The sequence below is a fragment of the Erythrobacter ramosus genome (assembly GCF_009828055.1).
Taxonomy (GTDB): Bacteria; Pseudomonadota; Alphaproteobacteria; order Sphingomonadales; family Sphingomonadaceae; genus Erythrobacter; species Erythrobacter ramosus.
In genome coordinates, this window is record NZ_WTYB01000002.1 from 1,094,447 (window position 1) to 1,119,321 (window position 24,875).

A 24,875-nucleotide genomic window follows, 5' to 3' on the forward strand; every position below is an offset into this window, starting at 1 on the left:
CTTAGCGCGGAAAGCGCCGCCGCGAAACGCCGCGCTGCGTAATGCGGTCGCCTATTCGTGCCGCAGCGCGTCGATCGGATCGAGCTTGGACGCACGGCTGGCGGGGTAGTACCCGAACACGATCCCCATGCCCGCCGCGAACAGGAAGCTCACCAAATTGATCATCGGATCGAACACGAACGGCACATCGATGGCCGCTGCGAGCCCGATCGAAGCGCCGAAGCCCAAGGCAATCCCCACCAACCCGCCCAGCGCACAGAGCACCACCGCCTCGGTCAGGAACTGCAAGCGCACCTCGCGCGCCAGCGCGCCGATGGCGAGGCGGATGCCGATTTCGCGGGTCCGCTCGGTCACGGACACCAGCATGATGTTCATGATCCCGATCCCGCCGACCAAAAGGCTGATCGAGGCAATCACCGCCACCATCGCGGTCAGCGCGCCAGTTGCCGCGCCCAGCGCCTGATTGACCTGCGCGGTGTCGATGACGTTGAAGTCGTTGGGCTGCTCCCCTTGCAACAGGCGGCGCTCACGCAGCAGATCGACCAGCGAATCCTGAATGACAGACGGCGCATAGGAGGGGTCATACTTCAGTACGAAGTAATCGAGATTGTCATTGCCGCGGAACCGCCGCTGGACGTTCTTGAGCGGCAGATAGACCGCATCATCATCATCCGCCCCGTTGCCGCCCTGCCCGCGCTCTTCCATCACGCCAATCACCTGGCACGAGACATCGCCGAGCCGCATCCGCGCGCCGATCGGGCTGGTGCCCGGCACGAAGATCGCTTCGCGCACCTTGAGGCCGAGCAGACAGACGTTCTTGCCTGCCTCTTCTTCGTCCTTGCTGAAGGGACGACCTTCCTCGACCGTGATCGATTGCGCATCGAGGAAGTCGTTATTCGAGCCGACGACCCGTGTGTCCCAATCCTGCCCGTTGTAAAAGGCCGTAGCGTTGGAGGCGACGGTGCCGGCAGCGATTGTCACCCCGGCGATTTGCTGCTCGACCGCCTTCACATCCGCCTCATCGAAAGGACGGATCGTGCCGCGATCAGTGCGGACCGGGAAAACGATGAAGTTGCTCGCGCCGAGCGAGGAAATTTCTTCCTGCACAGAAGCGGTAACACCGTTGCCGAGCGTGACCATCGTCACCACCGCCGCGACCCCGATAATGATCCCGAGCGTCGTCAGGATCGAACGCAGGATGTGGCGGCGGATTTCGCGCAGCGCCAGAAGGAGGGTCGATCCAAGCATCAGGCGGGGCTGCCTTCCACGGCATGCGCACTGCGATCAATCCGTTCGACCAGGCCATCACGGAAGCGAACGATGGTCTTGGCGTAGGCGGCCATTTCCTCCTCGTGCGTAACCATCAGCACAGTGATGCCCTCACCATTCAGGCGTTGCAGTAGCTGCATGATCTCGACCGAGCGTTCGCTATCGAGGTTGCCGGTCGGTTCATCCGCCAGCAGCACATCGGGCTGCGTCACCAGTGCCCGCGCGATGGCGACGCGCTGTTGCTGACCGCCGGACAGTTCGGCCGGGGTGTGCGAAGCCCACGGCACCAGCCCGACCTGATCGAGAGCCCGCAAAGCCGATTCCCGCCGCTGGGCCTTGTTCTCGCCCCGATAGAGCAGCGGCAGCTCGACATTCTCGAGCGCGGTGGTGCGCGCGAGCAGGTTGAAGCCCTGAAACACGAAACCGAGATAGCGGCGGCGCAGCAGGCTGCGCTGATCGCGGTCCAGTTTTTGCACTTCAACCCCGCGAAACCGGAACACGCCGCCCGTCGGCACATCAAGGCAGCCGAGGATGTTCATCGTCGTCGACTTGCCGGACCCGGACGGCCCCATGATCGCGACGAACTCGCCGCGCTCGATGGTAAGGTCGACCCCTTTCAGCGCCTGAAACGCCGCCGCTCCGTTGCCGAAGGTCTTGGTGATGCCTTCCAGCTGGATCAGGGGTTCTGCTGTCACTGGGCCGCTGCCTTGATCCCGGTGACGACCTTCATCCCCGGCTTCAGCCCCTTGGAGGTGACCACGGTCCGCCGCCCATCGCTGCGGCCGGTCACGACTTCGACGGCTTTCAGCGTACCATCGGCTTGCAGCACCTGCACCAGCTGGCGGCTGCCTTCGCCGATGCTGGCCTGCTGCTTACCATCCTCAAGCCCGATCTGCGGATTGAACACGCCGCCCGCGGCTTCCTCCTCGGTCTCCGGACGGAACCGCAGCGCCGCGTTGGGCACCAGCATCGCGCGGCCGGTGTTCTGGGTTGCGATGGTTGCGGTCGCGGTCATTCCGGGACGCAGCAAGCCCTCGGGATTTTGCACGGTAAGCCGCGCTTCATAGCTGACCACCGATCCGCCTGTTGCCGCAGCTCCGGTGCCGCCGCTCGCCGCAGCCTGAGTCGTGCCGGTCGAAGCCAGATCGACCCGTTCGACCGTCGCCGGAAACTGGCGGCCGGGATAGGCATCGACGGTGAAGGTCGACTTCTGGCCCGGTCTGACCTGGCCCACATCGGCTTCGTCAATCGACACGCGCAGCTGCATGGCGGACAGGTCTTCAGCGATCACGAACAGCGTCACGGTGTTGAAGCTGGCAACCACGGTCTGCCCCGGTTCCACCCGGCGAGCGAGCACGACGCCGGTGACAGGCGCCCGGATCACGGCGCGGGTGCGGGTCGTGAGGCTGCCGTTCAGCGAAGCCTGCGCCGCTTCGATGTTGGCGCGCGCGGAAGCGACTGCGGCGCGATCACGCGCCACTGCGGCCTCGGCCCGCTCAACCTCGATCTGCGAAGGCACGCGTCCACCTGACAGGCGGCGCACTTCCTCAAGGCGGGCAAGCTGGACCTGATCGATCTCGATGGTTGCCTGCGCCTGCGCCAGCGCGGCGCGCGCGGCATTGAGGTTGGCGCGCGATTGGGCGATCTGCTGGTCGATAATCTCGGTATTTATCACCGCAATCACCTGCCCCTTGGTCACGCGGTCGTTGACGTCGACCAGCACGCTATCGAGCGGGCCGGTGACTTCTGCGCCGACCTCGACCTGATTGGTCGGGCGCAGATTGCCGGTCGCTGTGACCGACAGCGACAGCGATTCCTGCGCTACCGGAGCAGTGATATAGTCAGGCTTGGGCGCTTCCCCGGTGCATTGCGCGATGCCGAGGATCAGCAGCAGCACGATCAGGCCGAGCAGCCAGTACTTCATCCACCGCCGCCAGCGCGGGCGCGGCTTGGTGCCGAGGAATTCATCGACGCTTGGCTGCTCGTCCGGCTTGCTCAAATCGATCACTTGGTGGGCCCCTTCGCCGCGATGTCGTCAAGTCCAGCGCCATCGGGCACCGACCATCCCCCGCCCAGCGCGCGCGCCAGGCTGATAAAGGCGAGCGCGCGTCCGGCCTTGGCGTTGACCTCGGCGGTGCGTGTGCTCAGCAGCTGGCTTTCGGTCACCAGCAGCGTCTGAAAATCGATCAGCCCGGCCTGATACTGGCTGCGGGCGAGGATCGCGGCGTTCTGCGCGCCGTCACTGGCCTCAATGAGCGCCGTGACCCGCGTGCCGCTGGTCTCAAGGTCGACGCCTGCGCTTTCGACCTCTTCAAGCGCCACGAGAATGCTCTGCCGCCATGCCGCAAGCGAGCCATCCGCAATCGCTTCAGCACTCTCGATCTGCCCGCGCGCACGGCCGCCATCGAAGATCAGCTGGGAGAGGCTCGCGAATATATTGCCGGTAAGAATGTCGAACAGACTGCCCACATCGGTCGCGCTGGTGCCGATCGTGCCAGAGAGCCGCACCAGCGGGTAAAGCTGCGCGCGGGCCACGCCAATTCGGTTGAGATCGGCAGCCAGCCGGGCCTCGGCGCCGCTCACATCGGGGCGGCGACGCAGCATGTCGGCGGGAACGGACAGCGCAACATCGGTCGGCGGCACGGGAACGGCGCGCGGCGCTTCGGTCAGGGCGCGATAGACGCGGCCGGGCGGTTCGCCAATCAGGGTCGAAATCGCATTCGCCACCGCCACCAGGTCGCCTTCCAGCAGCGGAATACTGGCTGCGGTCTGGGCGCGCTGGGTGCGGGCCTGTTCTACGTCAAGGCTGTCGACCAATCCGGCCTGATTGCGCCAGCGGGCAATCTGGAGGTTGTCCTCCTGATTACCGAGCGTCTCGCGTGCAATAGCCAGCTGCGCGGCGAGTGAGCGCGCGGTCACCACCTGGCTCGCCACCTCTGCGACGATCACCCGTTCCAGATCGCCGACCGAATATCCCGCCGCCTGCAAATCATTGCGCGCGGCATCGACCGAGGCATCCAGCCGCCCGAACACATCGGCCTCCCACGCGAGATCTGCGCCAGCTGAGAACTGCACATCATTGCTGGCAAAATCGCCAACGTCGCGACCTGCGCCGCCACTTCCGGTGATTTGCGGCAAACGGGCCGCGCGGGCTTGGCGCAAGCCTGCCCGTGCCGCACGCAGCCGGGTTACGGCCTGCGTCAGATCGAGGTTGCTGGTTTGCGCCTGCGCGACGAATTCCTCGACCAGGGGGTCGTTCAGCAACACCCAGTAGCGATCAAGCGGAATGTCGGCCCCGGCAGGCTCGGCCAGAACCCATTGGTCCGGGATCGCCTGAGCGCTGGCCATCGCCGGCGGCGCGGCGCGCGGAATGGCGCAACCCGACAGAGCGAGCGCTGCGAGCGACAGCGGCACAATTCCGCGCGATACCGTAGCTCGGCCCCAAGGGCGATAAGCGGTCATGCGCGATCCCGAAATTGGTGATGAACCACGACGCCCGCCCCTGTGTTGCCGCGCAGATCAAAAGCGTTGCTCAGGCCGTCGGGACCAGAACAAAACTTCGCCAATGGCGGCCGTAAAATCATTATGTTGCTAACAGTCAGCCCCGATCCGCACAACGCAGTTTCGTCGGGCTGACTGCATCGCTCATCGAACAAGTGCGCGCCGCAGAGCTGTTAGCCCTCCTCGCCGCCCCCCTCATAGGCCTCGACAATGCGGCCCACGATCGGGTGGCGCACCACGTCAGCGGCGGTGAAGCGGATTGTGCCGAAGCCGTCGATGCCCTCCAGCCGCTCGACCGCGTCGTTCAATCCGCTCATCCTCGGACCGCCGGGAATATCGACCTGACGCGGATCGCCGCAGACCACCATCCGACTGTTCTGTCCAAAGCGGGTGAGGAACATCTTCATCTGTTCCTTGGTGGTGTTCTGCGCTTCGTCGAGGATGATGAAGCTGTCCGCCAGCGTCCGCCCGCGCATGAAGGCGATGGGCGCGATCTCGATCTCGCCATTAGCCAGCCTGCGCTCGACCTGTTCGGGCGGCATGCAGTCATTCAATGCGTCGTAGAGCGGCCGGAGATAGGGATCGACCTTCTCCTTCATGTCGCCGGGGAGGAAGCCCAGCTTCTCCCCGGCCTCCACCGCCGGGCGCGACAGGATCAGGCGCTGCACGCTCCCCGTGATCAACTGGCTGACCGCCTGGGCCACCGCGATATAAGTCTTGCCGGTGCCAGCCGGGCCAAGCGCAAAGATGATGTCATCCTTCGCCAGCGACCGCATATATTCGATCTGTGTCGCCGAGCGCGGCACGATCGTTTTCTTGCGCGTGCGGATCATAATCGGCGGGCCGTCCATCTCGCCCGAGATGATCCCTTCCAGCGTCGGTTCGGCCGACATCGCGATCATCGACTCCACCGCGCCCGCATCCAGCGCCTCACCGCGCGCCAGCCGGTCATACATGGTCTTCAATGTCTCGCGCGCCCGGGCGACGTCATCTTCAGGGCCTTCGATCACCACCTGATGCCCTCGGGCGTGGATATAGACGCCGAGCCGGTTTTCCACCTGCACCAGATTGGCATCGAACTGGCCGAACAACGGCCCCAGTAGCGCCTGGTTCTCGAAAGTCAGATCAACGCGCGCGCGCCGCGGTTCCGGAATGCCGCGCGGATCGGGCGAGAGCGCCGGGTGTCCGGCACGGGAGGGTCGTCGGCCCATAGGTTCCTTTGGCTGCGGCCGTGGGACAATCCCTCGTCCATGAGTCGTGAGGGTAAGCAGCCCTTCGCGCAAAGCAAGCAGGCTGCGGCGAGATGGTGGTGGATAGTCATCGAAACGCCATGTGCTTGCCATCGGGCGGGCCTAACGCGGTGCCTTTCGGAACGGACGGTTCATCCGGCATTCATGGCTAAAGTGTTGATATTTTGAAGAAGGAGTCGTCCTGATGAAGCACCTCTACACGTTCTTCGCCTTGGTGGCCGCTGCGGCCATCAGCGTCCCGGTCGCAGCACAGGAAAGCCAGGCCGAAAGCGCTGCGACAGACAGGACACCCTCAATTGCACTGGCCCCAATTGCATTGGCCAACGCCATCGCCGGCGAACCTGCCAAACGGCGTCCGCTTGCCCGCCTACGCTCACCGCTTTGCTTGGCCGTCGCGGCGCAGGATGAAGGCTTCGCGCGGACCGTAGCCAAGCGCATCATCGACAATGCCAAGGCTTCCGGTGTCAAAACCCGCCGCGCCGGGTGCAAACCCAATGCGCTGGTCACATTCTCGGACGATGCCCTCAACCAGATTTCCGCCTATCGCGCCGAGGGCCGTAAGGTGTTCAGGCGCATGAGCGAGCGCGAAATTGACGCCGCTCTTGCCGGGCGCGATCCGGCCTATGTGTTCCAAGCCGTCGAAGCGACCCCGCGGATCATGGAGGGTGATGCGCCGTGGCTGGATTGCGCTCAAAACTGGACAAAAGAACGCTCATACGTCCGCACGCCGGAGGATATGTTGAGCACGCTGGTGGTGATCGAGGCCGGGGCGATTGACGGTCTTAGCCCCGTGCAGATTGCAGACTATGCCAGCCTGCGCCTGCTCGCACCGACCGGGGAAGTTGCCGCAGATGGCGCGCGGACGCCCGACACGATCCTGTCGCTGTTTGCTGCCCCGGCTGAGGCCCCGAGCGAGATGACCCGCGCCGACCGCGCCTATCTCACATCGCTCTACAAGCTGCCGCGCACCGCTTTTGCCGCTGAAGTGCTGGAGGAAGCCGCGCAGGTCGCGAGCCGGTAGCGCTCTTTCAGGCGGGGGCGGAAATTACGCCCCTGAGCGAATTCGGGCCCGCGTCGGCGAGTGTCACTTCGACAAGATCACCAATTGCATAATCGCCCTCAAACCACACCGATTGCAGCCACGGCGACTTGCCGAGCCACTGGCCGGGGTCGCGGCCCGTGCGATCAATCATGACCGAGCAGGTCTTGCCGACACTCGCCTGATTGAAGGCATATTGGTGATGCGCGAGGCGGGCCTGCAAGCGTTGCAGGCGGTCGGCCATCACGTCTGGCGCAATCTGCCCCTCCATCGTCGCAGCAGGCGTGCCGGGTCGCGGCGAGTACTTGAAGCTGAAGCACGCAGCGTAGCGGACTTCGTCGACGATCCGCAGCGTGTCTTCAAACTCCGCCTCGGTCTCGCCCGGAAAGCCGACGATGAAATCTCCTGACAGCGCGATGTCGGGGCGCACCGCGCGGAAGCGTTCGATGATCCTCAGATAGCTTTCCGCCGTGTGCTGGCGGTTCATCGCCTTGAGGATGCGGTCATTCCCCGCCTGCACGGGCAAGTGCAGATAGGGCATGAGCTTATCCACCTCACCATGTGCGGCGATCAGCGCGTCGTCCATGTCGTTGGGGTGGCTGGTGGTGTAGCGGATGCGCTCCAGCCCATCGATCCGAGCGAGCGCGTGGATCAGGCCTGCCAGCCCGGTGCGGCGGCCCTTGTCGTCCTCGCCGCTCCAGGCGTTGACGTTCTGGCCGAGCAGCGTGATCTCCTTCGCGCCCGCCTCGACCAGCTTCTGCGCCTCGGCCACGAGATGCGGGAAGGGCCGCGAGATTTCCGCGCCGCGCGTATAGGGCACCACGCAGTAGGTGCAGAACTTGTCGCAGCCTTCCTGCACCGTCAGGAACGCACTGGGACCACGCTTCTTGCGCTGCGGGAGCGCGTCAAACTTGGCGATGGCGGGCATATCGGTATCGGTCGCGCGTTTGCCCTGCACCGCCTTGTCGAGCATTTCCGGCAGGCGGTGATAGGCCTGCGGGCCGACCACGATGCTGACCGCAGGCGCGCGCTTCATGATCTCCTCGCCCTCGGCCTGAGCAACGCAGCCGGCGACCGCAATCAGCGGCTGCTTGCCGGCCTGCTTGCCCGCAAAGACCAACCGGCCAATGTCCGAATAGACCTTCTCAGCGGCTCTCTCGCGGATGTGGCAGGTGTTGAGGATGACGAGATCGGCGTCCTCTCCCTCCGGCGCGGGCGCAATGCCGCGGTCCCCCAAAAGCTCGGCCATCCGCTCGCCATCATAGACGTTCATCTGGCAGCCGAAGCTTTTGACGCGGTAGGTTTTGGGAGGGACGGCAGCAGGTTTCATCAGGCCCGCGCCCTTAGCGCCGATGGCGGTCGCGTTCAATCGCCGCTGCGCCCGGCGGTTACCTGCGTTTGCCCTCGGGCTCGCGCAGGCTGTTGTGGACGCAGGGCTCTTCCGGCTTGGTGCCCGGCCCGGGGTGCGGCTTGTCCTCAGGCCCGCACTCCACGAAAGGCTTGGTGATGCCATTGGCTTTCATCACCTCGAAAGCGTCGCGGCTGGCATAGGCCGCGATCCAGGTGATGCAATCGGCCAGCGGACGCACTTTATGCTTGGTGATGCTGCCCTTGCGGGGCTCGCAATTGATGGTGAAGACATTGGCCGCAGGCGGCTCGCTGCTGCGCGCGAAGCGCCGCAGGATCTCGCCGCGTTCGTTGAAGACGGTTCGACGCAGGGCATTGGCGCGCACCTCGTCACGGTAGAAGGGCGAGGTGTTGAACAGGAAGGCGCGCACTTCGGGATGCGCGTTAGAAACCTCTGTCGCCAATGCACCGCCGAGCGAATGGCCGACCACTACCCACGGCAGATCATTGCCCAGCCGCTCGCGTTCGGCATCGAAATAGCGCAACGCCAGTTCGATCTGGTCATTGCGCAATGTGCCGAAGAAGATGTCGGAGAGGCCCTTGAAATCGGTGCCTCGGAAAGCGAGCACCCGCGCGACGGGCCTACGGGCCGCATCGCCGCCTGTGCCTGGCGCATACTGGTTAAACAGCTCGTAGCTGAAGCCCTTCCCCGCATCCTCGGGCGCGATCGACATATGCTCGATCCGCTGGAGCACCCGGCCCGGCTTGGCGAAAAGGTCATCGTCGCCGGTGTAGGCGTTGGTCGAGGCGACCACATAGGGCCACGCCTCGACCGCCGCCTCGCGCACAAAGCCGCACCACCCGCCAGGCTCAAGTTGGCAGGGGGAGCGCGACTGTGTGATGTCGGGCAGGGTGGCGCAGGCTCCCAGCAGCAGGGCACACAAGGCCACTGCCACCGAACGAATTGTCACCCCCTGGGCCCCTCGGTCCCCGTCAGGCCACCGTCGCCTTGACGATCTTGCCGGGGCTGCGCGGCGGTTCGCCCTTGGGCAGCGCGTGGACGTGTTCCATGCCGCTCGTGACCTGACCCCACACGGTATACTGCTTGTCGAGGAAGCGCGCATCATCAAGGCAGATGAAGAACTGCGAATTGGCGCTGTTCGGGTTCTGCGAACGGGCCATCGAGCACACGCCTTCGACGTGGGGTTCGGCGTTGAACTCGGCCGCGAGGTCGGGCTTGTCGCTGCCGCCCATGCCGGTGCCGGTCGGATCGCCGCCCTGCGCCATGAAGCCATTGATGACGCGGTGGAAGATCACGCCATCATAGAAGCCTTCGCTCGCCAGTTCGGTGATGCGCGCGACATGGCCGGGGGCCAGATCAGGGCGCAGCTTGATCACAACGTCGCGGGCTTCGCCGTCGCCGGTGTCGAGAGTGAAGGTGAGGGTATCGGCCATTTGTCTGTCTCCGCGTAACAATTCGGGCGGTTCTATAGCGCCCGTGACGAGCCTGTCACCCTCCCCGCTTGCTTTTCATAGGTCGCCACGTAAACGCCTCTGATATGGCCGAAGATCGCATCCACGACGACGACCTTGCCCTCGCCGATCACGGTGAGGGCGAAGTGCGTCCGGATGACCGGGTCAATGATGAACGCCATGACCAGGAAAACCGGCTCAAGCCCTCTTTTGTCAGCGCGGTTCACGATGCGCTGGCCGCGCGCGACAAGGGCGCGGTTTACGATCTGGTCGAACCGCTCCACGCCGCCGACATCGCCGACCTGATCGAACTGCTGGAACCGCGCGAACGCGCGCAGCTCGCCTCCACGATCAGCGACCTGATGACCGGCGATGTGGTCGCGGAACTGAACGATTACGTCCGCGAAGACCTGATGGACACATTGTCCGCGCAGGCTGTCGCAGTGATCGCCGAACAGCTCGACACCGACGATGCGGTGCAGCTGATCGAAGATCTCGACGAAGCCGATCAGCGCGCTGTCATGGCCGAGCTGGAGCCGGAAACCCGCGCGGCGGTCTCCAGCGCGCTCGCCTACCCCGAAGAGACCGCCGGCCGGTTGATGAGCCGTAACTTCGTTGCGGTCCCAGAACATATGAGCGTCGGCGATCTCATCGATTACCTGCGCGAAAACGGCGATATCGAGCATGACTTCTTCGAAGTCTTCGTGATCGACGAAGGACACCATCCGGTCGGCACCTGCGCGCTGAACTGGATCCTCACGACGCCGCGCTCCGTGCGCCTGACTGACCTGATGAAGCGCGACCAGACCCTGATCCCGGTGACGATGGATCAGGAAGAAGCCGCGCTGATGTTCCAGAAATACGCGCTGATTTCGGCGGCCGTGGTGGATGAAAGCGGGCGGCTGGTCGGCCAGATGACGGTCGACGACATCGTCCACATTATCTCCGAAGAAGCGGGCGAGGATGCGCTGCTACTGTCGGGCGCAGGCGATGGCGACATCAACGAGCCGATCCGAGAAGCCTATACTGCGCGCGTGCGGTGGCTGATCGCGAACCTTGGCACTGCGGTGATCGCCTCCTCCATCATCGCGCTGTTCGGCGCGGCGATTGAACAGTTGGTGGCGCTCGCGATCCTGATGCCGATTGTCGCCAGCATCGGCGGCAATGCCGGCACCCAGACGATGGCCGTGGCCGTGCGCGCGATTGCGACCAATCAGCTCACGCGCTCCAACACTCGCCGCATCCTTTGGCGCGAATTCCGCGTCGCGTTGCTCAACGGCGGCACTATCGCAATGCTGATCGGGGCGGCGACCGGCATCCTATTCACGCCGATGATGGGTCTGGTGATCGGCATGGCGATGATCATCAACATCGCGATTGCCGGGATTGCGGGCGTGGCTGTGCCGGTGATTTTCGAGCGGCTGGATCAGGACCCGGCGGTCGCCAGCAGCGTGTTCGTGACCATGATTACAGATTCGATGGGCTTCTTCGCCTTCTTAGGTTTGGCAGTGGCGATGGGTCTGGCCACGTTCTAACTCTCTCCCAAACGATAAAGGGAGAGAGTGATGGCAGGACGTGTGGCAGGCAAAGTGGTGCTGCTGACAGGCGGCGCGATGGGTCTGGGCAAGGCGGCGACCAAGGCTCTGATGGCCGAGGGCGCGACTGTCATCATCACCGATATCGACGAAGCGGCAGGCCGCGCCACGGCGGCGGAACTGGGCTGCGATTACCTCCATCAGGACGTCACCGACTGGGCGCGCTGGCAGGCGATCATCGCCGAGGTCGAAGCCAGCCACGGGCGGCTCGACGTGCTGGTCAACAATGCCGCGATCACGGTGTTCGGCTCCATCGCCGACATCTCGCCGGAGGATTTCAAGCGCTGTTACACGGTGGATGTCGATTCGATCTTCATGGGCTGCAAGGCGGCGATCCCTCTGATGGCCAAGAGCGGCGGCGGGTCGATCATCAACTTCTCCAGCGCGGCAGGCAACAAGCCCTCGCCCGATCTGGCCGCCTATAATAGCGCCAAGGCGGCAGTGGTGACGCTGACCAAGTCCATCGCGCTCTACTGCGCGCGCGAAAAGAACGGCGTGCGAGTGAACTCGGTGCAGCCCGGCACGATCCTGACCCCCAATGTCGAAAGCGTGATCGCCGGTACCCCCGATCCCGACGCCACCCGCGCGGCCTTCTCCATCGCCCAGCCGATTGGCCGCATGGGCGAGGTCGAGGATATCGCGCATCTCGTGGTCTATCTCGCCAGCGACGAGAGCAAGTTTGCCACCGGCGCGCCGTTCATCGTTGATGGCGGCCTGAGCATCGCGTGATGGGCACCGCGGACGACCGCTTCGCCATCATCGACCTCGCAGCGCTCTACATGCGCGGGCTCGACCGGCTCGATGGGGCATTGCTGGAGGCGCAGTTCTGGCCCGAGGCGCAGCTCGAATACGGGATTTTCAGCGGCGGCCCGGCGGATTTCGCCGCCTTCTGCATGGCCGCGCTCAAAGACCATGAGCGCAATCACCACATGCTGGGCCAGCACCTGATTGATCTTGTCGCGCCGGACGAAGCCTTCGGCGAGGTCTATTACCAGGCCTATCACCGGGTGCGCGACGAAGCCGGGGCCGCACGCGACCTGTTTATCGCGGGCCGCTATGTCGACCGGTACGAGCGGCGCGGCGGCGCGTGGCGCATGGCGTACCGCTCCGAGTTGGTCGACTGGGTGCGCGACGATCCGGCCACCGACGCGATGCTGGAAGCCGCTCCCTTTATAATCGGCGCGCGCAAGCCTGCTGATCCCCTCTACAACCGCCAGGCGATGAGACACCCATGACCCGACCCGATCTGACCGCCCCGTCCGACCCGGCGCTCGCCCCCGGCGAAGCGCGCTGTCCCGGCCCGTCGATGCAGGACATCCTCGATGCGGACGGCGACAATGCGCCCGCCGCGATGCGCGAGGAGGCCTATACCTTCCTTGGCGACACAGACGTGCCGTTTGCCCGTTATACCGACCCGGCGTTCCACGACCTCGAAATGGCACGGCTGTGGCCCAACGTCTGGCAATGGGCCTGCCGCGAGGAGCACATTCCCGATGTCGGCGATCGCTACGTCTATGACGTCGGGCATCATTCCGTGCTGGTGGTGCGCGGGGCCGACATGGCGATCCGCGCCTTCGTCAATTCCTGCCCGCACCGCGGGATGAAGTTCGCCGCTGAAGGCTCCCGCGGGGTCAGGCGCGCCAATATTCGTTGCCCGTTCCACGGGATGAGCTGGAACCTCGACGGAACCTTGCGGGAAATCCCCTGCCGCTGGGACTTCCCCCACGTGTCGGACGACACCTTCGGCCTCGATGAAGTCGCTTGCGACACCTGGGGCGGGTTTGTCTTCATACACATGGGCGACAATCCCCCGCCGCTCGCCGAGCAGCTCGAGGTGATGCCGGAGCATTTCAAGCTCTGGCCGATGGATGACCGCTATGTCGCGCTTCACACCGAAAAGGTGCTGCCGGCCAACTGGAAGATGGCGATGGAGGCCTTTCTCGAGGCCTTCCATGTGCTCGAAACCCACGCGCAGGCGGTCTACACTGCTGCGGACGCCAACGCGCAATACGACATCTTCGGAAAGCACGTCTCACGCTTCATCCATGCGATCGGCGTGCCCAGCCCGCACTTGAAGCAGGACATCAGCGAGCAAACCCTGTTCGGCAAGCTCGGCCGCGATCCCGCCGCCCTGCCGCCGGGTGCCTCGGCCCGCGCCGAACACGCGCGGTTGATGCGTGAGGAACTGGGCGCGGCCTTCGGCACTGACCTGTCGCAAGTCTCTACCACCGAGATGATGGATTCGATCGAGTATTTCCTGTTCCCCAATGCCTTCTTCTTCCCAGGCATCAGCATCCGCCTGTGTTACCGTTTCCGCCCGCTGGGGCCGGACGAGTGCCTGCACGAGATCCTCGTCCTCCAGCCGCTGCCCGCCAGCGGAGAACGCCCGCCGCCTGCGACACCGATCCGGCTGGGAGTGGAGGACAGCTACACCACCGTCCCCGGCTTCGCGCTCGCCGAGATCCTCGATCAGGATACCGACAACCTCGCGCTTCAGCGTGATGGGGCCAAGGCCTCGCGCAAGGGTGCGCAGACGCTCGGTAACTATCAGGAGGCGCGCATCCGCCAGCTGCAACTGACGCTCGACTCCTATCTCGCCGGTTGACACGCGCGCAGGGGCGCGTGACAGCGGGGCCATGCCGCTTCACCTGACCAAGATCGCCTTCGGGGCGAAAAGCTATGATCATCTCGAAGGCTGGTATGAGGGCCGCGGCGAGATCCGCCTCACCACCCGCAACCGGCCTACGCGGCACGAGGAAGTGGTGGGCGGCTCGCTCTACTGGATCATCAATCACGCCATCGTGGCGCGCTCACCGATTCTTGGCTTCGTAAAGACCGATGACGGACGCTGGGACATCGTGCTCGAACCCACCCTGATCCGGGTCCATCAGCAGGCCAAGCGCGCGCATCAGGGGTGGCGTTATCTGACGGACGAGAAGGCGCCCAAGGATCTCGCCGCGGGTGAGGATATCGGCGACGCGCTGCCCGGCAAGCTGGCGATGAAGCTGGAGCGGCTGGGGCTGGTTTAGCATTCTTGCGTCACCCCAGCGAAAGCTGGGGCCTAGGGCCTCGCACGCAGTGGTAGCCGCTCTAGGTCCCAGCTTTCGCTGGGATGACGATGTTGGGAGGGCTATCTCCTCCAGTGTCAGTCGGCATCCATCGGCCTGATCCGCGCGCGCCGCTGCTTTAGCCAGCGCTTGAAGAAGAACGCGATAGAAACTGCCACCACCATCGCAGGAATGAACCAGATGAACGCGAACAGCGCCAACTCCGCGCTCGTCCCATCGGTAACGAGCTTGTGGCTGTGCCACATGTGAACGAACATGCATTTGCGTCTGCAGGTGAAGCCATAATCTTCTGGCCAACCGATGTTGCCGGCAAGGCGGGCGAAAATCAGTCCATAGGCAAGGATAGGCGCCAGAATTGCTGCGAGAAGCAGGAAGAAACGCACCGGACCAAGCTGGCGAAACAGCGCTCCGATTTCCGTAAACGTCTTCATGGCAAGCGGCAGCGCGGCAGTGCTTTACTGGGCCGCCGCCCGCGTCTTTTCGGCCACCCGCCGCAATGCATTCACATAGACCTCGGGCGACTGCGCACCCGGGATCAGGAACTTGCCTTCCACAATCATCGCGGGAACGCCCGAGATGTTCATGTCCCACGCCTGCGCTTCCTCGGCGAGCACGCGGGCTTCGAGCTCAGGGTCGTCGAGCGCCGCCCTGGCCGCCGCGCGGTGCAGGCCGACGCTGGCGGCGATGTCGAGCAGCACGCCGCGGTCCCCCAAACGTTTGCGATCGTTGAAATGGGCGCGGAACAGCGCGAGTTTCAGAGCGGTCTGCACCTCGGGGCCGGCCTGCTCAAGCGCGAAGGTCAGCAGCTTGTGGCAGTCCCGCGTGTTCCACATCATCGCTGGGGGCGCTTCGCCCTCACCCTCGTAGGACAGCGACACCCCCGCCCCTTCCGCAATCGCCTTCATCTGGCCGCGCAGGGCTGCGCCTTCCTCGGCAGGGCGGCCATACTTGCGCTGGAGATGCGCTTCCTGCTCCTCGCCCTCGGCCGGCATCTGCGGGTTCAGCTCGAACGGCCGCCAGCGGATTTCCGCCGCGATTTCGCCTTCCAAATCGCTCAAGGCCTTGGTCAATTGACCGTAACCGATCAGGCACCACGGGCACATGACATCGGAATAGATGTCGATGGTGAGGCGATGAGCGGTCAACGGTCGAGCCACCAGGCGACCAAATGATGCGCAATCGCGAAGGGGCGCGGGAAATAGAGGAGTTCGGTGCCGTGTTCCCCTGCCGCGCGCGCCTCTTCCAGTTCGGCACGGGTGAACCAGCGCGCGTCTTCAAGTTCGGTGCGGTCGATGGTGAGTTCGGGATCATCCGTCACCGACGTGCAGCCGATCATCAGCTGGCTCGGGAAGGGCCACGGCTGGCTGGCGATGTATTTCACATCGCGCACCCGCACGCCCGCCTCTTCATGGATTTCGCGCGCCACGGCTTCCTCGATCGTCTCCCCCGGCTCGACGAAGCCCGCGAGCGCGGAGTACATTTTGGGCGGAAAGCGCGGCTGGCGGCCGAGGAGGAGGCGATCCTCATGCTCGACCAGCATGATCGTCACCGGATCGGTGCGCGGGAAGTGGTCCGCGCCGCAATTGTCGCAATGCCGCTGCCAGCCGCCCTTCACCGGCTTCGTGCCGCCGCCGCAGCGCGCGCAGAAGCGGTGCCGTGCGTGCCAATCGACGAGGCTCCTCGCCCCGCCATAGATCGCCAGATCGGGCGGCGAGAGCAGCTGCATCAGCTGCCATGCCGCAGGCTGCGCATAGGCCGGGCCTTCCGCGCCAGCAGGCGGGACGGGAGCAAAATGTGCCTTGCCGTCCATCATCCCGAGGAACACCAGCTCGGCATCCTCGGCCACATCGGCAAGGCTGCCCCAAACGAGGCCGCCCGCATCGTCCACGCCCGGCAGCAGCCCGTCGAGCAGCAGCACCCGCGCGCGCCAGTTCATCAGGCCCGCCAGCGCATCATCATCGACGCGGATATGATCCGCCCGGTCAAGTGGCGAGCCCGAGAACGCCATCGGCAGTGCAGTGGCAGGCGCGTGCATTACGCGGCTTTCTTTTTCTTGGCGCGCATGGCGGCAAGGTCGGCATCCATTGCGGCGATGAATTCATCGCGGATCGGATAGGCCTCGGACGGCATGTACTGCGTCCACAGGCACGAGCGCAGGTTGAGGTCAAAATCGACCGATGCCAGCGTGCCCGCAGCCCCGCCCCATCCGAAGGTCGCGCCCTTGGAGCGGCCACCTGCGCCGTGGCCTTCGCCCTCCAGCCAGCTGCCGGTGAGATCGACCGTCGCCGGGATCAGATCGGACACGCCCACGCGCACCGCTTCCTCGCTCATCACGAACTTGCCGTCGATCCTGCCGTAGCCGAGCAGCATCCGCAGGAAACGGTCGTAATCCTTGGGGCTCGACACCAGCCCGCCGCCGCCTGCGGGGACTTCCGGTGCATCAAGGTAGATCGAATTCGCCGCCGGATCGAGCGGGAAGACATTGCCGCCCAGCACGCCGATATTGTCGGTCAGGCGATGCGCCTCGCTGGCGGGAACCTGCATCCAGGTGCTGGTCATGCCGCAGGGATCGAAGATGCGCTTTTTCAGAAACGCCTCGAACTCCATCCCGCTCACCACTTCGATCACCCGGCCCAGCAGGTCGATCGAGCAGGAATAGCTCCACTTGGTCGCGGGCTGATACATCAGCGGCAGCTCGGCCAAGCGATCGGCCCAGGCGGCAAGGCCCGGTGCGGGGGTGACGACCGGGAAGCCGGGAATCGGCATCCGGCTGACCCGCCCGCCGACGAGGCCCTGTTCGTTGTAAGCGGCCTGAAGCGGCCCCTTGCTGATGATCTGATAGCCCAGCCCCGCGGTGTGCGTGAGCAGCTGGCGGATCGTGATCGGGCGGTCTGCGGGCACCGTATCCTGAAGATCGCCTGCCGGATCGACCAGCACCCTCATGTCGCGGAACGCGGGCAGGATCTCGGCCACCGGCTGATCGAGGCCGAGCTTGCCTTCGTCGATCAGGATCATCGTCGCCATGCCGGTGATCGGCTTCGACATCGAATAGATGCGGTAGAGCGAGTTTTCGTCCACCGCTCCCGGCTTGGCGAGCGACAGGTTACCGCCGCCGACGGTGTGGGCGTGATCTTCCTGCCGCCAGCCGAAGGTCAGGAGCAGGTTCGCCAGCTTGCGCTCGGACACGTAACGGTTCGCCATCGCGGCCACGTTCGGCCAGTTTTCGGCGACATCATGCGCCAGCAGCTGGCGTCCGAACGGCAGGCTGGCCAGCGCCGCCCCGCCAGCGAGCAGCGCGCTATGGCGGAACAGGGCGCGGCGCGTGAGAGCAGTCGAGGCGATGTCGTGAACAGGCATGAAGGAGAATCTCCGAAGCGAGGTTTGGTGCAGTGTCTGCGGCAGGCGGCGGCGCCGGTCAATCGTGGGGTCAATCGGAAGGGTTGCATTCGCGAGGTGTCTTGCGCATATAAGACACATGCTCAATGTTCTTGCCTATCTCATCGGCCTTGTCAGCCTGATCATCGTCATTCCGGCGCAGATCCCTCTGCTCGGCTGGGCCAACTGGTTTGCGCTGCCACTGATCGTGGTCGGGATCATCCTTGGCGCCTTGTCGTCCAAGGATGGTGGACGCAATTTCTGCCTCGTAGTGCTGCTGATTGCCGCGGTGCGCCTGACGCTGGGCGGCGGGCTCATCTAGTCTGCGGCGAGCGCAAGCTGCGCAGCCTTGGCGAAAAGGGTTGCGAGGCCCGCGTCGCCGATCCGGCTGACCGGCCACCACATGCCCTCGCCGAAGGGTTCGTGTTCCGTTTCCAAAGCCATCACAGTCAGCGTCAATTGCGCATGGGTGAAACCATGCCGCACAGCACCAAGGCTGCGCCATTCGCCTGCGAGCGGCCCTGTACCTGATCCGTCCGCGCGCGCCGTCCAGCCATCATCGGGCAGCGCGCGCATCCCGCCGAGCATCCCGGTGTCAGGCCGGGTGACGAGCCACACCTCGGAGCCGCTGGCGCGCGTGATCCAGAACGCTGTGCCCTTACGCTCCGGCACGGCCTTTTTCGCAGGCTTGACCGGCAAGCGCTCCGGCTCGCCCGCTTTGCGGCCCGCACAAGCTTCGGCCAGCGGGCAGAGCAGACAGCGCGGCGCGCGGCTGGTGCAGACGTGGGAGCCTAGGTCCATCATCGCTTGCGCAAAGTCGCCCGAGCGCGCGTCGGGCGTAATGGTATCGGCGGCGGCGCGGATGGCCTTGCGCGCCTTGGGCAGCGGTTCGTCGATGGCGAAGAGCCGCGCCACCACCCGCTCGACATTCGCGTCCACCACCACGGCGCGCCGCCCGAAAGCAATCGCGGCGATGGCGGCAGCGGTATAATCGCCCAATCCGGGGAGCTTCCGCAGCTCTGTCTCGGTGTCGGGAAAGCCGCCCAACTCGGCCACGGCGCGGGCGCATTTGAGCAGGTTGCGGGCGCGCGAATAATATCCCAGCCCGGCCCAAGCCGACATGACCTCCTCGTCTGAGGCCGATGCCAGCGCTTCGACCGTTGGCCAAATCGCGGTGAACTTCGCGAAATAGGGCTTCACCGCCGCCACGGTGGTCTGCTGGAGCATCACCTCTGACAGCCACACGCGGTAGGGCCAAGCGGGGTCATTCGGTGCCGCGCTCCCCGGCGGCACGCGCCACGGCAAATCGCGGGCGTGCTTGTCATACCACGTGAGCAGGTTGTCGGAGATGCTGGCAGTCACGCGCCGCCTATGGCATGGGGCAAGCACACATGGGAAGCTCGAAGAAAACCACGCCCAAACCCTACGCCCGCCCGCGCGGGACGGGCGCGCGTGCGATCGGTGATCTCATGCCCGAAATCGGCCGCACTGCCTTTCGCCGCTTCGGTTTTGTGCAAAGCTCGGTCGTCACTCGCTGGCCAGAAATCGTCGGCCCCAATCACGCCCGCGTGTGCAGCCCCGAAGCGATCCGCTTCCCCCCCGGCGAGAAGGCCGAGGGCATCCTCGATCTGGTGGTCGTCCCGGCCCATGCGCCGCTGATCACGCAGGTCATCCCCGAGATTATCGAGCGGGTGAACCGCTTCTTCGGCTACCGCGCTGTCGCCCGTGTCAAGCTCCGCCAGGGTGCGGTCACGCCGCCCCCCGATGGCCGCCCCGCCAAGCCCCCGCCATCTTTGAAGCCGATCCCGCTGGAATTGGGCGACAGCTTGCGCGATATCGGCGATCCGGAACTGCGGACCGTGCTCGAATCGCTCGCCCGCAGCCTAGGCAATAGCGAACCTGCCCCCTCACAGGATGACGACCTGCAATGATCAAGCCCCTCCTCCTTGCCGCTGCTGCGCTGGCTCTGACGACCGGCCCTGCGCTCGCCCAGCAAGACCTTTCGCGCCCGGACAGCAGCTTCCAGTCGAAGGACAATCCCGGCAACTGGCAGACCACGATTGCGCGCACGGATCGCGGGCACGTGATTGGCGATCCCAAGGCGGATACCAGGCTGGTCGAATTCATCAGCTACACCTGCCCGCACTGCGCCGATTTTGCCGCGCGCGGCGAGCCGGCGCTGGAGCTGGTGCTGCTGATGCCGGGCAAGATCAGCTTGGAAGTGCGCCCGGTGATCCGCAACGCGCTCGACCTGACCGTCACTTTGCTCGCCCAATGCGGCGATCCTTCCGGGTTCAAGAGCCGCCATCAGGCGCTGATGCTGGCGCAGGCCGATTGGCTGGGCAAGGCGCGCACCGCGCCCGAAAGCCAGCGCACGGCCTGGCTGCGGGGCGACAAGGCGGGCCGGATGAACGCGGCCAGCGCGCTCGGGCTGACGACGATGCTCGTCAACCGCGGCCAGTCGCAGACAGAGCTTGATGCCTGCGTGATGAATGATGTCGCCGCCAAGAAGTTGCTTGATAATGGCCGTGCGGATTTTGATGAGCTTGGCGTCAACAGCACGCCCAGCTTCGCGCTCGATGGCAAGCTGCTCAATGAGGTTCACAGCTGGGAAGATCTCTACCCGGTGCTCTCGGCCAAATTCAGCCCCGCGCCCGGCTAAGCGATTTGTTCACAGCCCTGATGCGGAATGCTTGCTGCATCGGGGCGTGAAGGGCTAGGTTCTCCCTCTTAGACATCCCAAGGATTGGTGCCACGATGACTGTCTCCCGCCTGTTTTCGCTCCCTCTGCTTGCGCTTGCACCGCTGATGCTGGCTTCCTGCGATGATGCCGCCACCGTTGACGGCGCGGCGAATGGCGAGGCGCTGCCCGCGATCGCTGCTCCGGCCGGTGCCAAGTGGACTGAGACGGTCACCGTCACACCCGAAGGCGGCTTCCTGCTCGGCAACCCCGATGCGCCTTTGAAGCTGGTCGAATATGCCTCGCACACGTGCTCGCATTGCGCCGAGTTCGCCAAGACGGGTAAGGAAACGCTCAAGAACCAGTATGTCGCCAGCGGCGTTGTCAGCTTCGAACAGCGCGAGGCGTTCCTCAATCCCTTCGACGTGGTGATCGCCGGACTCGCCCAATGCGGAGCGAAGGAGCAGATGCAGCCGCTGTCGGATGAAGTGTGGCAGAACCTTGATGCTGTGTTCGCCGGTCTTCAGGGCAATCAGCAGGGCGTTGAGGCCGCGGGGCAATTGCCGCTCAATCAGCGCTTTGTCGCGATTGCCGAGGCGACCGGGCTGCTCGAATTCTTCGCCGCGCGCGGGCTGTCCGCCGATCAGGGCCGTGCGTGCCTCGCCGATACCGCCAAGATCGAAGCGCTGGTGAAGACCGTCGAAGCCAATAACACCAACGACAAGATCGAAGGCACCCCGACCTTCTTCCTCAACGGCAAGAAGATCGACGGTACGACCTGGGAAGTGGTCGAGCCGCTGCTCAAAAGCGCGGGCGCGCGCTAAGGCAGACGGGCGGGGGCGAACGTCAGCCTGATGCAGATCCACCGGCTCAAGCTCAGCGGTTTCAAGAGCTTCGTCGAGCCGGCGGAACTGCGCATTGAACCCGGCCTGACCGGTGTCGTCGGCCCCAATGGCTGCGGCAAATCCAATCTGCTCGAAGCGATCCGCTGGGTCATGGGGGAAACCTCGGCCAAGTCGATGCGCTCGGGCGGAATGGAGGATGTGATCTTCGCGGGCACTTCGACCCGCCCCCCGCGCGATTTTGCCGAAGTGGTGCTGCACGCGCAGGATGATGGGGGTGAGGAACTGGTCGTCACCCGCCGGATCGAACGCGGGGCGGGTAGCGCCTACCGGGTCAATGGCCGCGATGTGCGGGCCAAGGATGTCGCGCTGACCTTCGCCGATGCTGCCACTGGGGCGCATTCCCCTGCGCTCGTCAGCCAAGGCAAAATCGCGCAGGTGATTGCCGCCAAGCCGACCGAACGCCGCGCGATGCTGGAAGAAGCCGCCGGGATCGCGGGCCTCCACGTCCGGCGCAAGGATGCCGAGGGCAAACTTAGGGGAGCCGAGGCGAACCTCGCCCGCCTCGAAGACCTGATGGCCGGGCTGGACGCCCAGATCGCATCGCTGCGGCGGCAGGCCAAGCAGGCTGAACGCTACACCGAACTCACTCACCGGATTCAGGCCGCCGAAGCCCGCCTGCTGTTCGCCCGTTGGCGCGAAGCAGCAGCCGCGGCAAAGGCGGCGCGCGCTGCGGCCGAGAGCGCCAGCGCGCAGGTTGCTGAGGCGCAAGCCGCCGTGGAACTTGCACAGAAGGAGCAGTCGGCCGCGGCCCATGCCTTGGCCGAAGCGCGCGATGAACTGGCCGACCGCCGCGATGATGCCAGCGCGCATGGGCACCGCATGGCAGCGCTCGCCGAGAAACTAGAGGCCGCCGAAACCCGCCTCGCCGATCTCGCCCGCCAGCAGCGGCGGTTGGAGGAAGACCGCGCCGATGCTGACCGGCTGACCTCGGCGGCGGTCGAGACGCTGGGGCGGCTGACCGGTGAACTCGCCGCCAGCCGTGCCGCCGTGAGCGACGCCGAGGCTGCCCGTCCTGCCCTTGCCGACAAGGCCGAAGACCGCGAACGCGCGCACCGCGCCGCCGAACTCGCGCTGGCGAAAGCCACCGCCGATCACGCCGGGGTCGAGGCCGAATGGCGCGTGGCCGAAGCGGCGGTGGAGCAGGCAGAGCATCGCCTCGCCCGGATCGAGGGGGAAGCGGCGCGCATTGCCCGCGCCCGCGCTGAACTTGCGGCGAGCGGCGACCCGGAAGCCGACGTCATTGCCGCGCGCGAAGCTGCTGACGAGGCCGCCAGCGCGGTCGTCCGCCTGCGCACCCGGCTGACAGCCGATCAGGCGCGCAAGGGCGAATTGCAGGCGCAGCGCGATGACGCCGCCAGCGACCTCGCCTCCGCCCGCGCCGAACTCGCCGGGATTGAGCGCGAACACACCGCGCTGGCCCGTGACCGCGAAGCCCGCGCCAAGCGTGAAGCCGGACGGCAGGGCATGGCCACCGCGCTCGACCGTGTGAGTGTCGCGCCAGGCTATGAACGCGCGCTCGCCGCTGTGCTGGGCCGCGATGGCAAGTCGCCGCTGGGGGCGCCTGCCGCTGCGCAGGAAGGACGGTTCTGGACCGGAGCCGTCGCACCTGCACAGGTCACCGACAGCCTGCTCGCCCGCCTCACCCAATGCCCGCCCGAACTCGCCGCGCGCCTTGCACTGGTGCACTGCGTTGAGACCGATGATGGCCGGACGCTCGGCCCCGGCGAATGGCTCGTCACCCGCGCCGGGCACCTGCGCCGCTGGGACGGCTTCGTCGCGCGCGGCGAAGGTGCTGCTGAGGCCGCGCAGCTCGAAGCCGCTAACCGCTTTGCCGAACTGGACGCCGCGCTCCCTCCGCTGCGCGAAGCGGCCGCCCGCGCCGAGGCCGAAGACAAGGCCGTGCGCGAAGAACTCAGCCAATTGCAGACCGCGCTGGTCGCGCAGGAACGCGGCATCGCCAGCGCGATCGAGACGGAACGCCACTCACTGCGCCGACTCGATCAGGCCGAAGCCGCCAAGGAACGCCTTGCTGCACGCCTCGCCGAACTGGCCGCCAGCGCCAGCGAGATCGAGACCCAGATTGCCGCCGCCAAGACCGATGTGACCGCCGCACGCGCGGCGCGCGAACGCCTGCCCGCCCGCGATGCCGAGCGCGCCGCGCTCGAAGCGGCGCAAGCCAAGAACGCCGCTGCCCGCGCTGCGGTGCAGGCCGCGCTCGCCGAACTCGCCGCGCAGGATCAGGCGCTGGCAGTAGCCCGCGAACGGCTCGCCGCGCAGGCCGCCGACCACGCCGGGTGGCAGGCGCGCTCCTCCGACGCCGAACGCCGCATGGCCGAGACCACCCGGCGCCTCGCCGAAATCGCCGAGGACCACGCCGTCCACGCAGCCAAGCCCGCCGCGCTGACCGCCGAAATCGAAGCGGGCGAAGAAGCACGCGCGCGGATCACCGCCGATCTCGCCGCCGCCGAAGCCGTAATGCGCGAGGCCGAAGCCCGCCAGCGCGCCGCCGACATGGCGCTGGCCGCGCGGACCGAAACCCTCGCCCAAGCCCGCGAAAGCCGCGCCAGCCTCGCCGCGCGGGCCGAGAACGAGGAACTGCGCCGCGCGGAAATGGCGCGCATCTCGGGCGAGCGCTTCCAATGCCCGCCGCCTTTGCTGGGCGAACGTTTCGGCTTTGCAGAAGGCGATCTTGCCCCCGCTGCCGATGAATCCACCGAATTGGAAAAGCTGACGGCCGCGCGTGAACGAATCGGGCCGGTCAATCTGGTCGCCGCCGACGAACTCGCCCGGATCGAGACCGAGCATGGCACCAGCGCCGAGGAACAGGCCGAACTGGTCGAAGCCATCGCCCGGCTGCGGGGCTCGATCGGTAGCCTCAATCGCGAAGGCCGCGAACGGCTGCGCGCGGCTTTCGAAGAGGTCGACGGCCATTTCCGCGTGCTGTTCACCCGCCTGTTCGAAGGCGGCGCCGCGCATCTGGCGTTGATCGACAGCGACGATCCGCTGGAGGCTGGCCTCGAAATCTACGCCCAGCCGCCCGGCAAGCGCTTGCAATCGCTGTCCTTGCTTTCCGGGGGGGAGCAGGCGCTGACGGCCACGGCACTGATCTTCGCCTTGTTCCTCACCAACCCCGCGCCGATCTGCGTCCTCGACGAAGTCGATGCGCCATTGGATGATGCCAATGTCGAACGCTTCTGCGACTTGCTCGATTCGATGGTGCGCGCCGCCACCACCCGCTACCTGATCGTCACCCACAACGCGGTGACGATGAGCCGGATGCACCGCCTGTTCGGGGTGACCATGGCGGAGAAGGGCGTGTCGCGCCTCGTCAGCGTGGATTTGGGAGAGGCTGCGCTGCTGGCGGCGGAGTAGG

General features: G+C 65.6%; 24 protein-coding genes. 11 read left to right on the forward strand and 13 right to left on the reverse strand.

Features of this window, described 5'->3' with window-relative positions; translation table 11 throughout:
• Positions 1–51: 51 nt before the first annotated feature.
• From GRI59_RS11890 to GRI59_RS11910, 5 genes are all read right to left on the reverse strand, one after another.
• On the reverse strand, positions 52–1,248 hold the full coding sequence (locus tag GRI59_RS11890) for an ABC transporter permease (RefSeq protein WP_160761360.1): 1,197 nt from the start codon (positions 1,246–1,248) through the stop codon (positions 52–54).
• Complete coding sequence (locus tag GRI59_RS11895) at positions 1,248–1,964, reverse strand: ATP-binding cassette domain-containing protein (RefSeq protein ID WP_160761361.1); 717 nt, start codon at positions 1,962–1,964, stop codon at positions 1,248–1,250. Before GRI59_RS11895 ends, GRI59_RS11890 begins: the two co-directional genes overlap by 1 nt.
• Positions 1,961–3,277 (reverse strand): efflux RND transporter periplasmic adaptor subunit, encoded by a 1,317-nt coding sequence (locus GRI59_RS11900; RefSeq protein ID WP_337190264.1) that lies wholly within the window; start codon positions 3,275–3,277, stop codon positions 1,961–1,963. Before GRI59_RS11900 ends, GRI59_RS11895 begins: the two co-directional genes overlap by 4 nt.
• On the reverse strand, positions 3,274–4,731 hold the full coding sequence (locus tag GRI59_RS11905; RefSeq protein ID WP_160761362.1) for an efflux transporter outer membrane subunit: 1,458 nt from the start codon (positions 4,729–4,731) through the stop codon (positions 3,274–3,276). The genes GRI59_RS11900 and GRI59_RS11905 overlap by 4 nt, the downstream gene beginning before the upstream one ends.
• A 212-nt stretch (positions 4,732–4,943) precedes the next feature.
• On the reverse strand, positions 4,944–5,981 hold the full coding sequence (locus GRI59_RS11910; protein WP_160761363.1) for a PhoH family protein: 1,038 nt from the start codon (positions 5,979–5,981) through the stop codon (positions 4,944–4,946).
• A 223-nt stretch (positions 5,982–6,204) separates the two neighbouring features.
• Between GRI59_RS11910 and GRI59_RS11915 the strand changes: the two genes are divergently transcribed.
• Entirely contained in the window at positions 6,205–7,041 is an 837-nt protein-coding gene (locus GRI59_RS11915; protein WP_160761364.1) for a hypothetical protein, read from the forward strand.
• A 7-nt stretch (positions 7,042–7,048) separates the two neighbouring features.
• Here GRI59_RS11915 and miaB read toward each other — a convergent pair whose 3' ends face one another.
• The 3 genes from miaB to GRI59_RS11930 are packed head-to-tail and all read right to left on the reverse strand — an operon-like array spanning position 7,049 to position 9,861.
• A complete protein-coding gene (miaB, locus tag GRI59_RS11920) occupies positions 7,049–8,389 on the reverse strand; it encodes a tRNA (N6-isopentenyl adenosine(37)-C2)-methylthiotransferase MiaB (RefSeq protein WP_160761365.1) in 1,341 nt (446 codons plus the stop codon).
• Positions 8,390–8,447: 58 nt separating this feature from the next.
• The gene (locus GRI59_RS11925) at positions 8,448–9,377 is read right to left on the reverse strand and encodes an alpha/beta fold hydrolase (protein ID WP_160761366.1); all 930 of its coding nucleotides are present in this window, start codon (positions 9,375–9,377) and stop codon (positions 8,448–8,450) included.
• A gap of 22 nt (positions 9,378–9,399) precedes the next feature.
• Complete coding sequence (locus tag GRI59_RS11930; protein WP_160761367.1) at positions 9,400–9,861, reverse strand: peptidylprolyl isomerase; 462 nt, start codon at positions 9,859–9,861, stop codon at positions 9,400–9,402.
• Positions 9,862–9,965: 104 nt separating this feature from the next.
• On the opposite strand from GRI59_RS11930, the gene mgtE reads away from it, so the two are divergent.
• Genes mgtE through GRI59_RS11955 form a run of 5 tightly spaced genes read left to right on the forward strand, consistent with a single transcriptional unit; the run spans position 9,966 to position 14,503 of the window.
• Complete coding sequence (gene mgtE, locus GRI59_RS11935; RefSeq protein ID WP_160761368.1) at positions 9,966–11,414, forward strand: magnesium transporter; 1,449 nt, start codon at positions 9,966–9,968, stop codon at positions 11,412–11,414.
• A 30-nt stretch (positions 11,415–11,444) separates the two neighbouring features.
• On the forward strand, positions 11,445–12,203 hold the full coding sequence (locus GRI59_RS11940) for a glucose 1-dehydrogenase (RefSeq protein WP_160761369.1): 759 nt from the start codon (positions 11,445–11,447) through the stop codon (positions 12,201–12,203).
• Positions 12,203–12,709, forward strand: coding sequence for a nuclear transport factor 2 family protein (locus tag GRI59_RS11945; protein ID WP_160761370.1), 507 nt, complete (start codon positions 12,203–12,205; stop codon positions 12,707–12,709). Before GRI59_RS11940 ends, GRI59_RS11945 begins: the two co-directional genes overlap by 1 nt.
• Positions 12,706–14,079, forward strand: a complete 1,374-nt coding sequence (locus tag GRI59_RS11950) for an aromatic ring-hydroxylating oxygenase subunit alpha (protein ID WP_160761371.1) — start codon at positions 12,706–12,708, stop codon at positions 14,077–14,079. The genes GRI59_RS11945 and GRI59_RS11950 overlap by 4 nt, the downstream gene beginning before the upstream one ends.
• Positions 14,080–14,110: 31 nt before the next feature.
• Entirely contained in the window at positions 14,111–14,503 is a 393-nt protein-coding gene (locus GRI59_RS11955) for a DUF1489 family protein (protein WP_160761372.1), read from the forward strand.
• A 116-nt stretch (positions 14,504–14,619) separates the two neighbouring features.
• Here GRI59_RS11955 and GRI59_RS11960 read toward each other — a convergent pair whose 3' ends face one another.
• From GRI59_RS11960 to GRI59_RS11975, 4 genes are read right to left on the reverse strand one after another with little or no spacing between them, the layout of a single operon-like run.
• On the reverse strand, positions 14,620–14,973 hold the full coding sequence (locus GRI59_RS11960) for a hypothetical protein (RefSeq protein ID WP_160761373.1): 354 nt from the start codon (positions 14,971–14,973) through the stop codon (positions 14,620–14,622).
• Between the two features lie 24 nt (positions 14,974–14,997).
• Positions 14,998–15,687, reverse strand: a complete 690-nt coding sequence (locus GRI59_RS11965; RefSeq protein WP_160761374.1) for a DsbA family oxidoreductase — start codon at positions 15,685–15,687, stop codon at positions 14,998–15,000.
• On the reverse strand, positions 15,684–16,577 hold the full coding sequence (gene nudC / locus GRI59_RS11970; protein ID WP_160761375.1) for an NAD(+) diphosphatase: 894 nt from the start codon (positions 16,575–16,577) through the stop codon (positions 15,684–15,686). Before nudC ends, GRI59_RS11965 begins: the two co-directional genes overlap by 4 nt.
• Positions 16,577–17,899 carry a serine hydrolase domain-containing protein gene (locus GRI59_RS11975; protein WP_160761376.1) on the reverse strand — a complete coding sequence of 441 codons (1,323 nt, stop codon included), beginning with the start codon at positions 17,897–17,899 and terminating at the stop codon, positions 16,577–16,579. Before GRI59_RS11975 ends, nudC begins: the two co-directional genes overlap by 1 nt.
• Positions 17,900–18,017: 118 nt before the next feature.
• Between GRI59_RS11975 and GRI59_RS11980 the strand changes: the two genes are divergently transcribed.
• Positions 18,018–18,239, forward strand: a complete 222-nt coding sequence (locus GRI59_RS11980; protein ID WP_160761377.1) for a hypothetical protein — start codon at positions 18,018–18,020, stop codon at positions 18,237–18,239.
• Here GRI59_RS11980 and GRI59_RS11985 read toward each other — a convergent pair.
• Positions 18,236–19,279, reverse strand: coding sequence for an NUDIX domain-containing protein (locus tag GRI59_RS11985; protein WP_160761378.1), 1,044 nt, complete (start codon positions 19,277–19,279; stop codon positions 18,236–18,238). The genes GRI59_RS11980 and GRI59_RS11985 overlap by 4 nt on opposite strands.
• A gap of 14 nt (positions 19,280–19,293) precedes the next feature.
• On the opposite strand from GRI59_RS11985, the gene GRI59_RS11990 reads away from it, so the two are divergent.
• From GRI59_RS11990 to smc, 4 genes are all read left to right on the forward strand, one after another.
• Positions 19,294–19,848, forward strand: coding sequence for a DUF721 domain-containing protein (locus GRI59_RS11990; protein WP_160761379.1), 555 nt, complete (start codon positions 19,294–19,296; stop codon positions 19,846–19,848).
• Positions 19,845–20,579: a DsbA family protein gene (locus GRI59_RS11995; protein ID WP_160761380.1), complete on the forward strand. Its 735-nt coding sequence runs from the start codon at positions 19,845–19,847 to the stop codon at positions 20,577–20,579. The genes GRI59_RS11990 and GRI59_RS11995 overlap by 4 nt, the downstream gene beginning before the upstream one ends.
• Positions 20,580–20,674: 95 nt before the next feature.
• Entirely contained in the window at positions 20,675–21,421 is a 747-nt protein-coding gene (locus GRI59_RS12000; RefSeq protein WP_160761381.1) for a thioredoxin domain-containing protein, read from the forward strand.
• A gap of 30 nt (positions 21,422–21,451) precedes the next feature.
• Positions 21,452–24,874: a chromosome segregation protein SMC gene (gene smc, locus GRI59_RS12005; RefSeq protein WP_160761382.1), complete on the forward strand. Its 3,423-nt coding sequence runs from the start codon at positions 21,452–21,454 to the stop codon at positions 24,872–24,874.
• Position 24,875 lies beyond the last annotated feature (1 nt).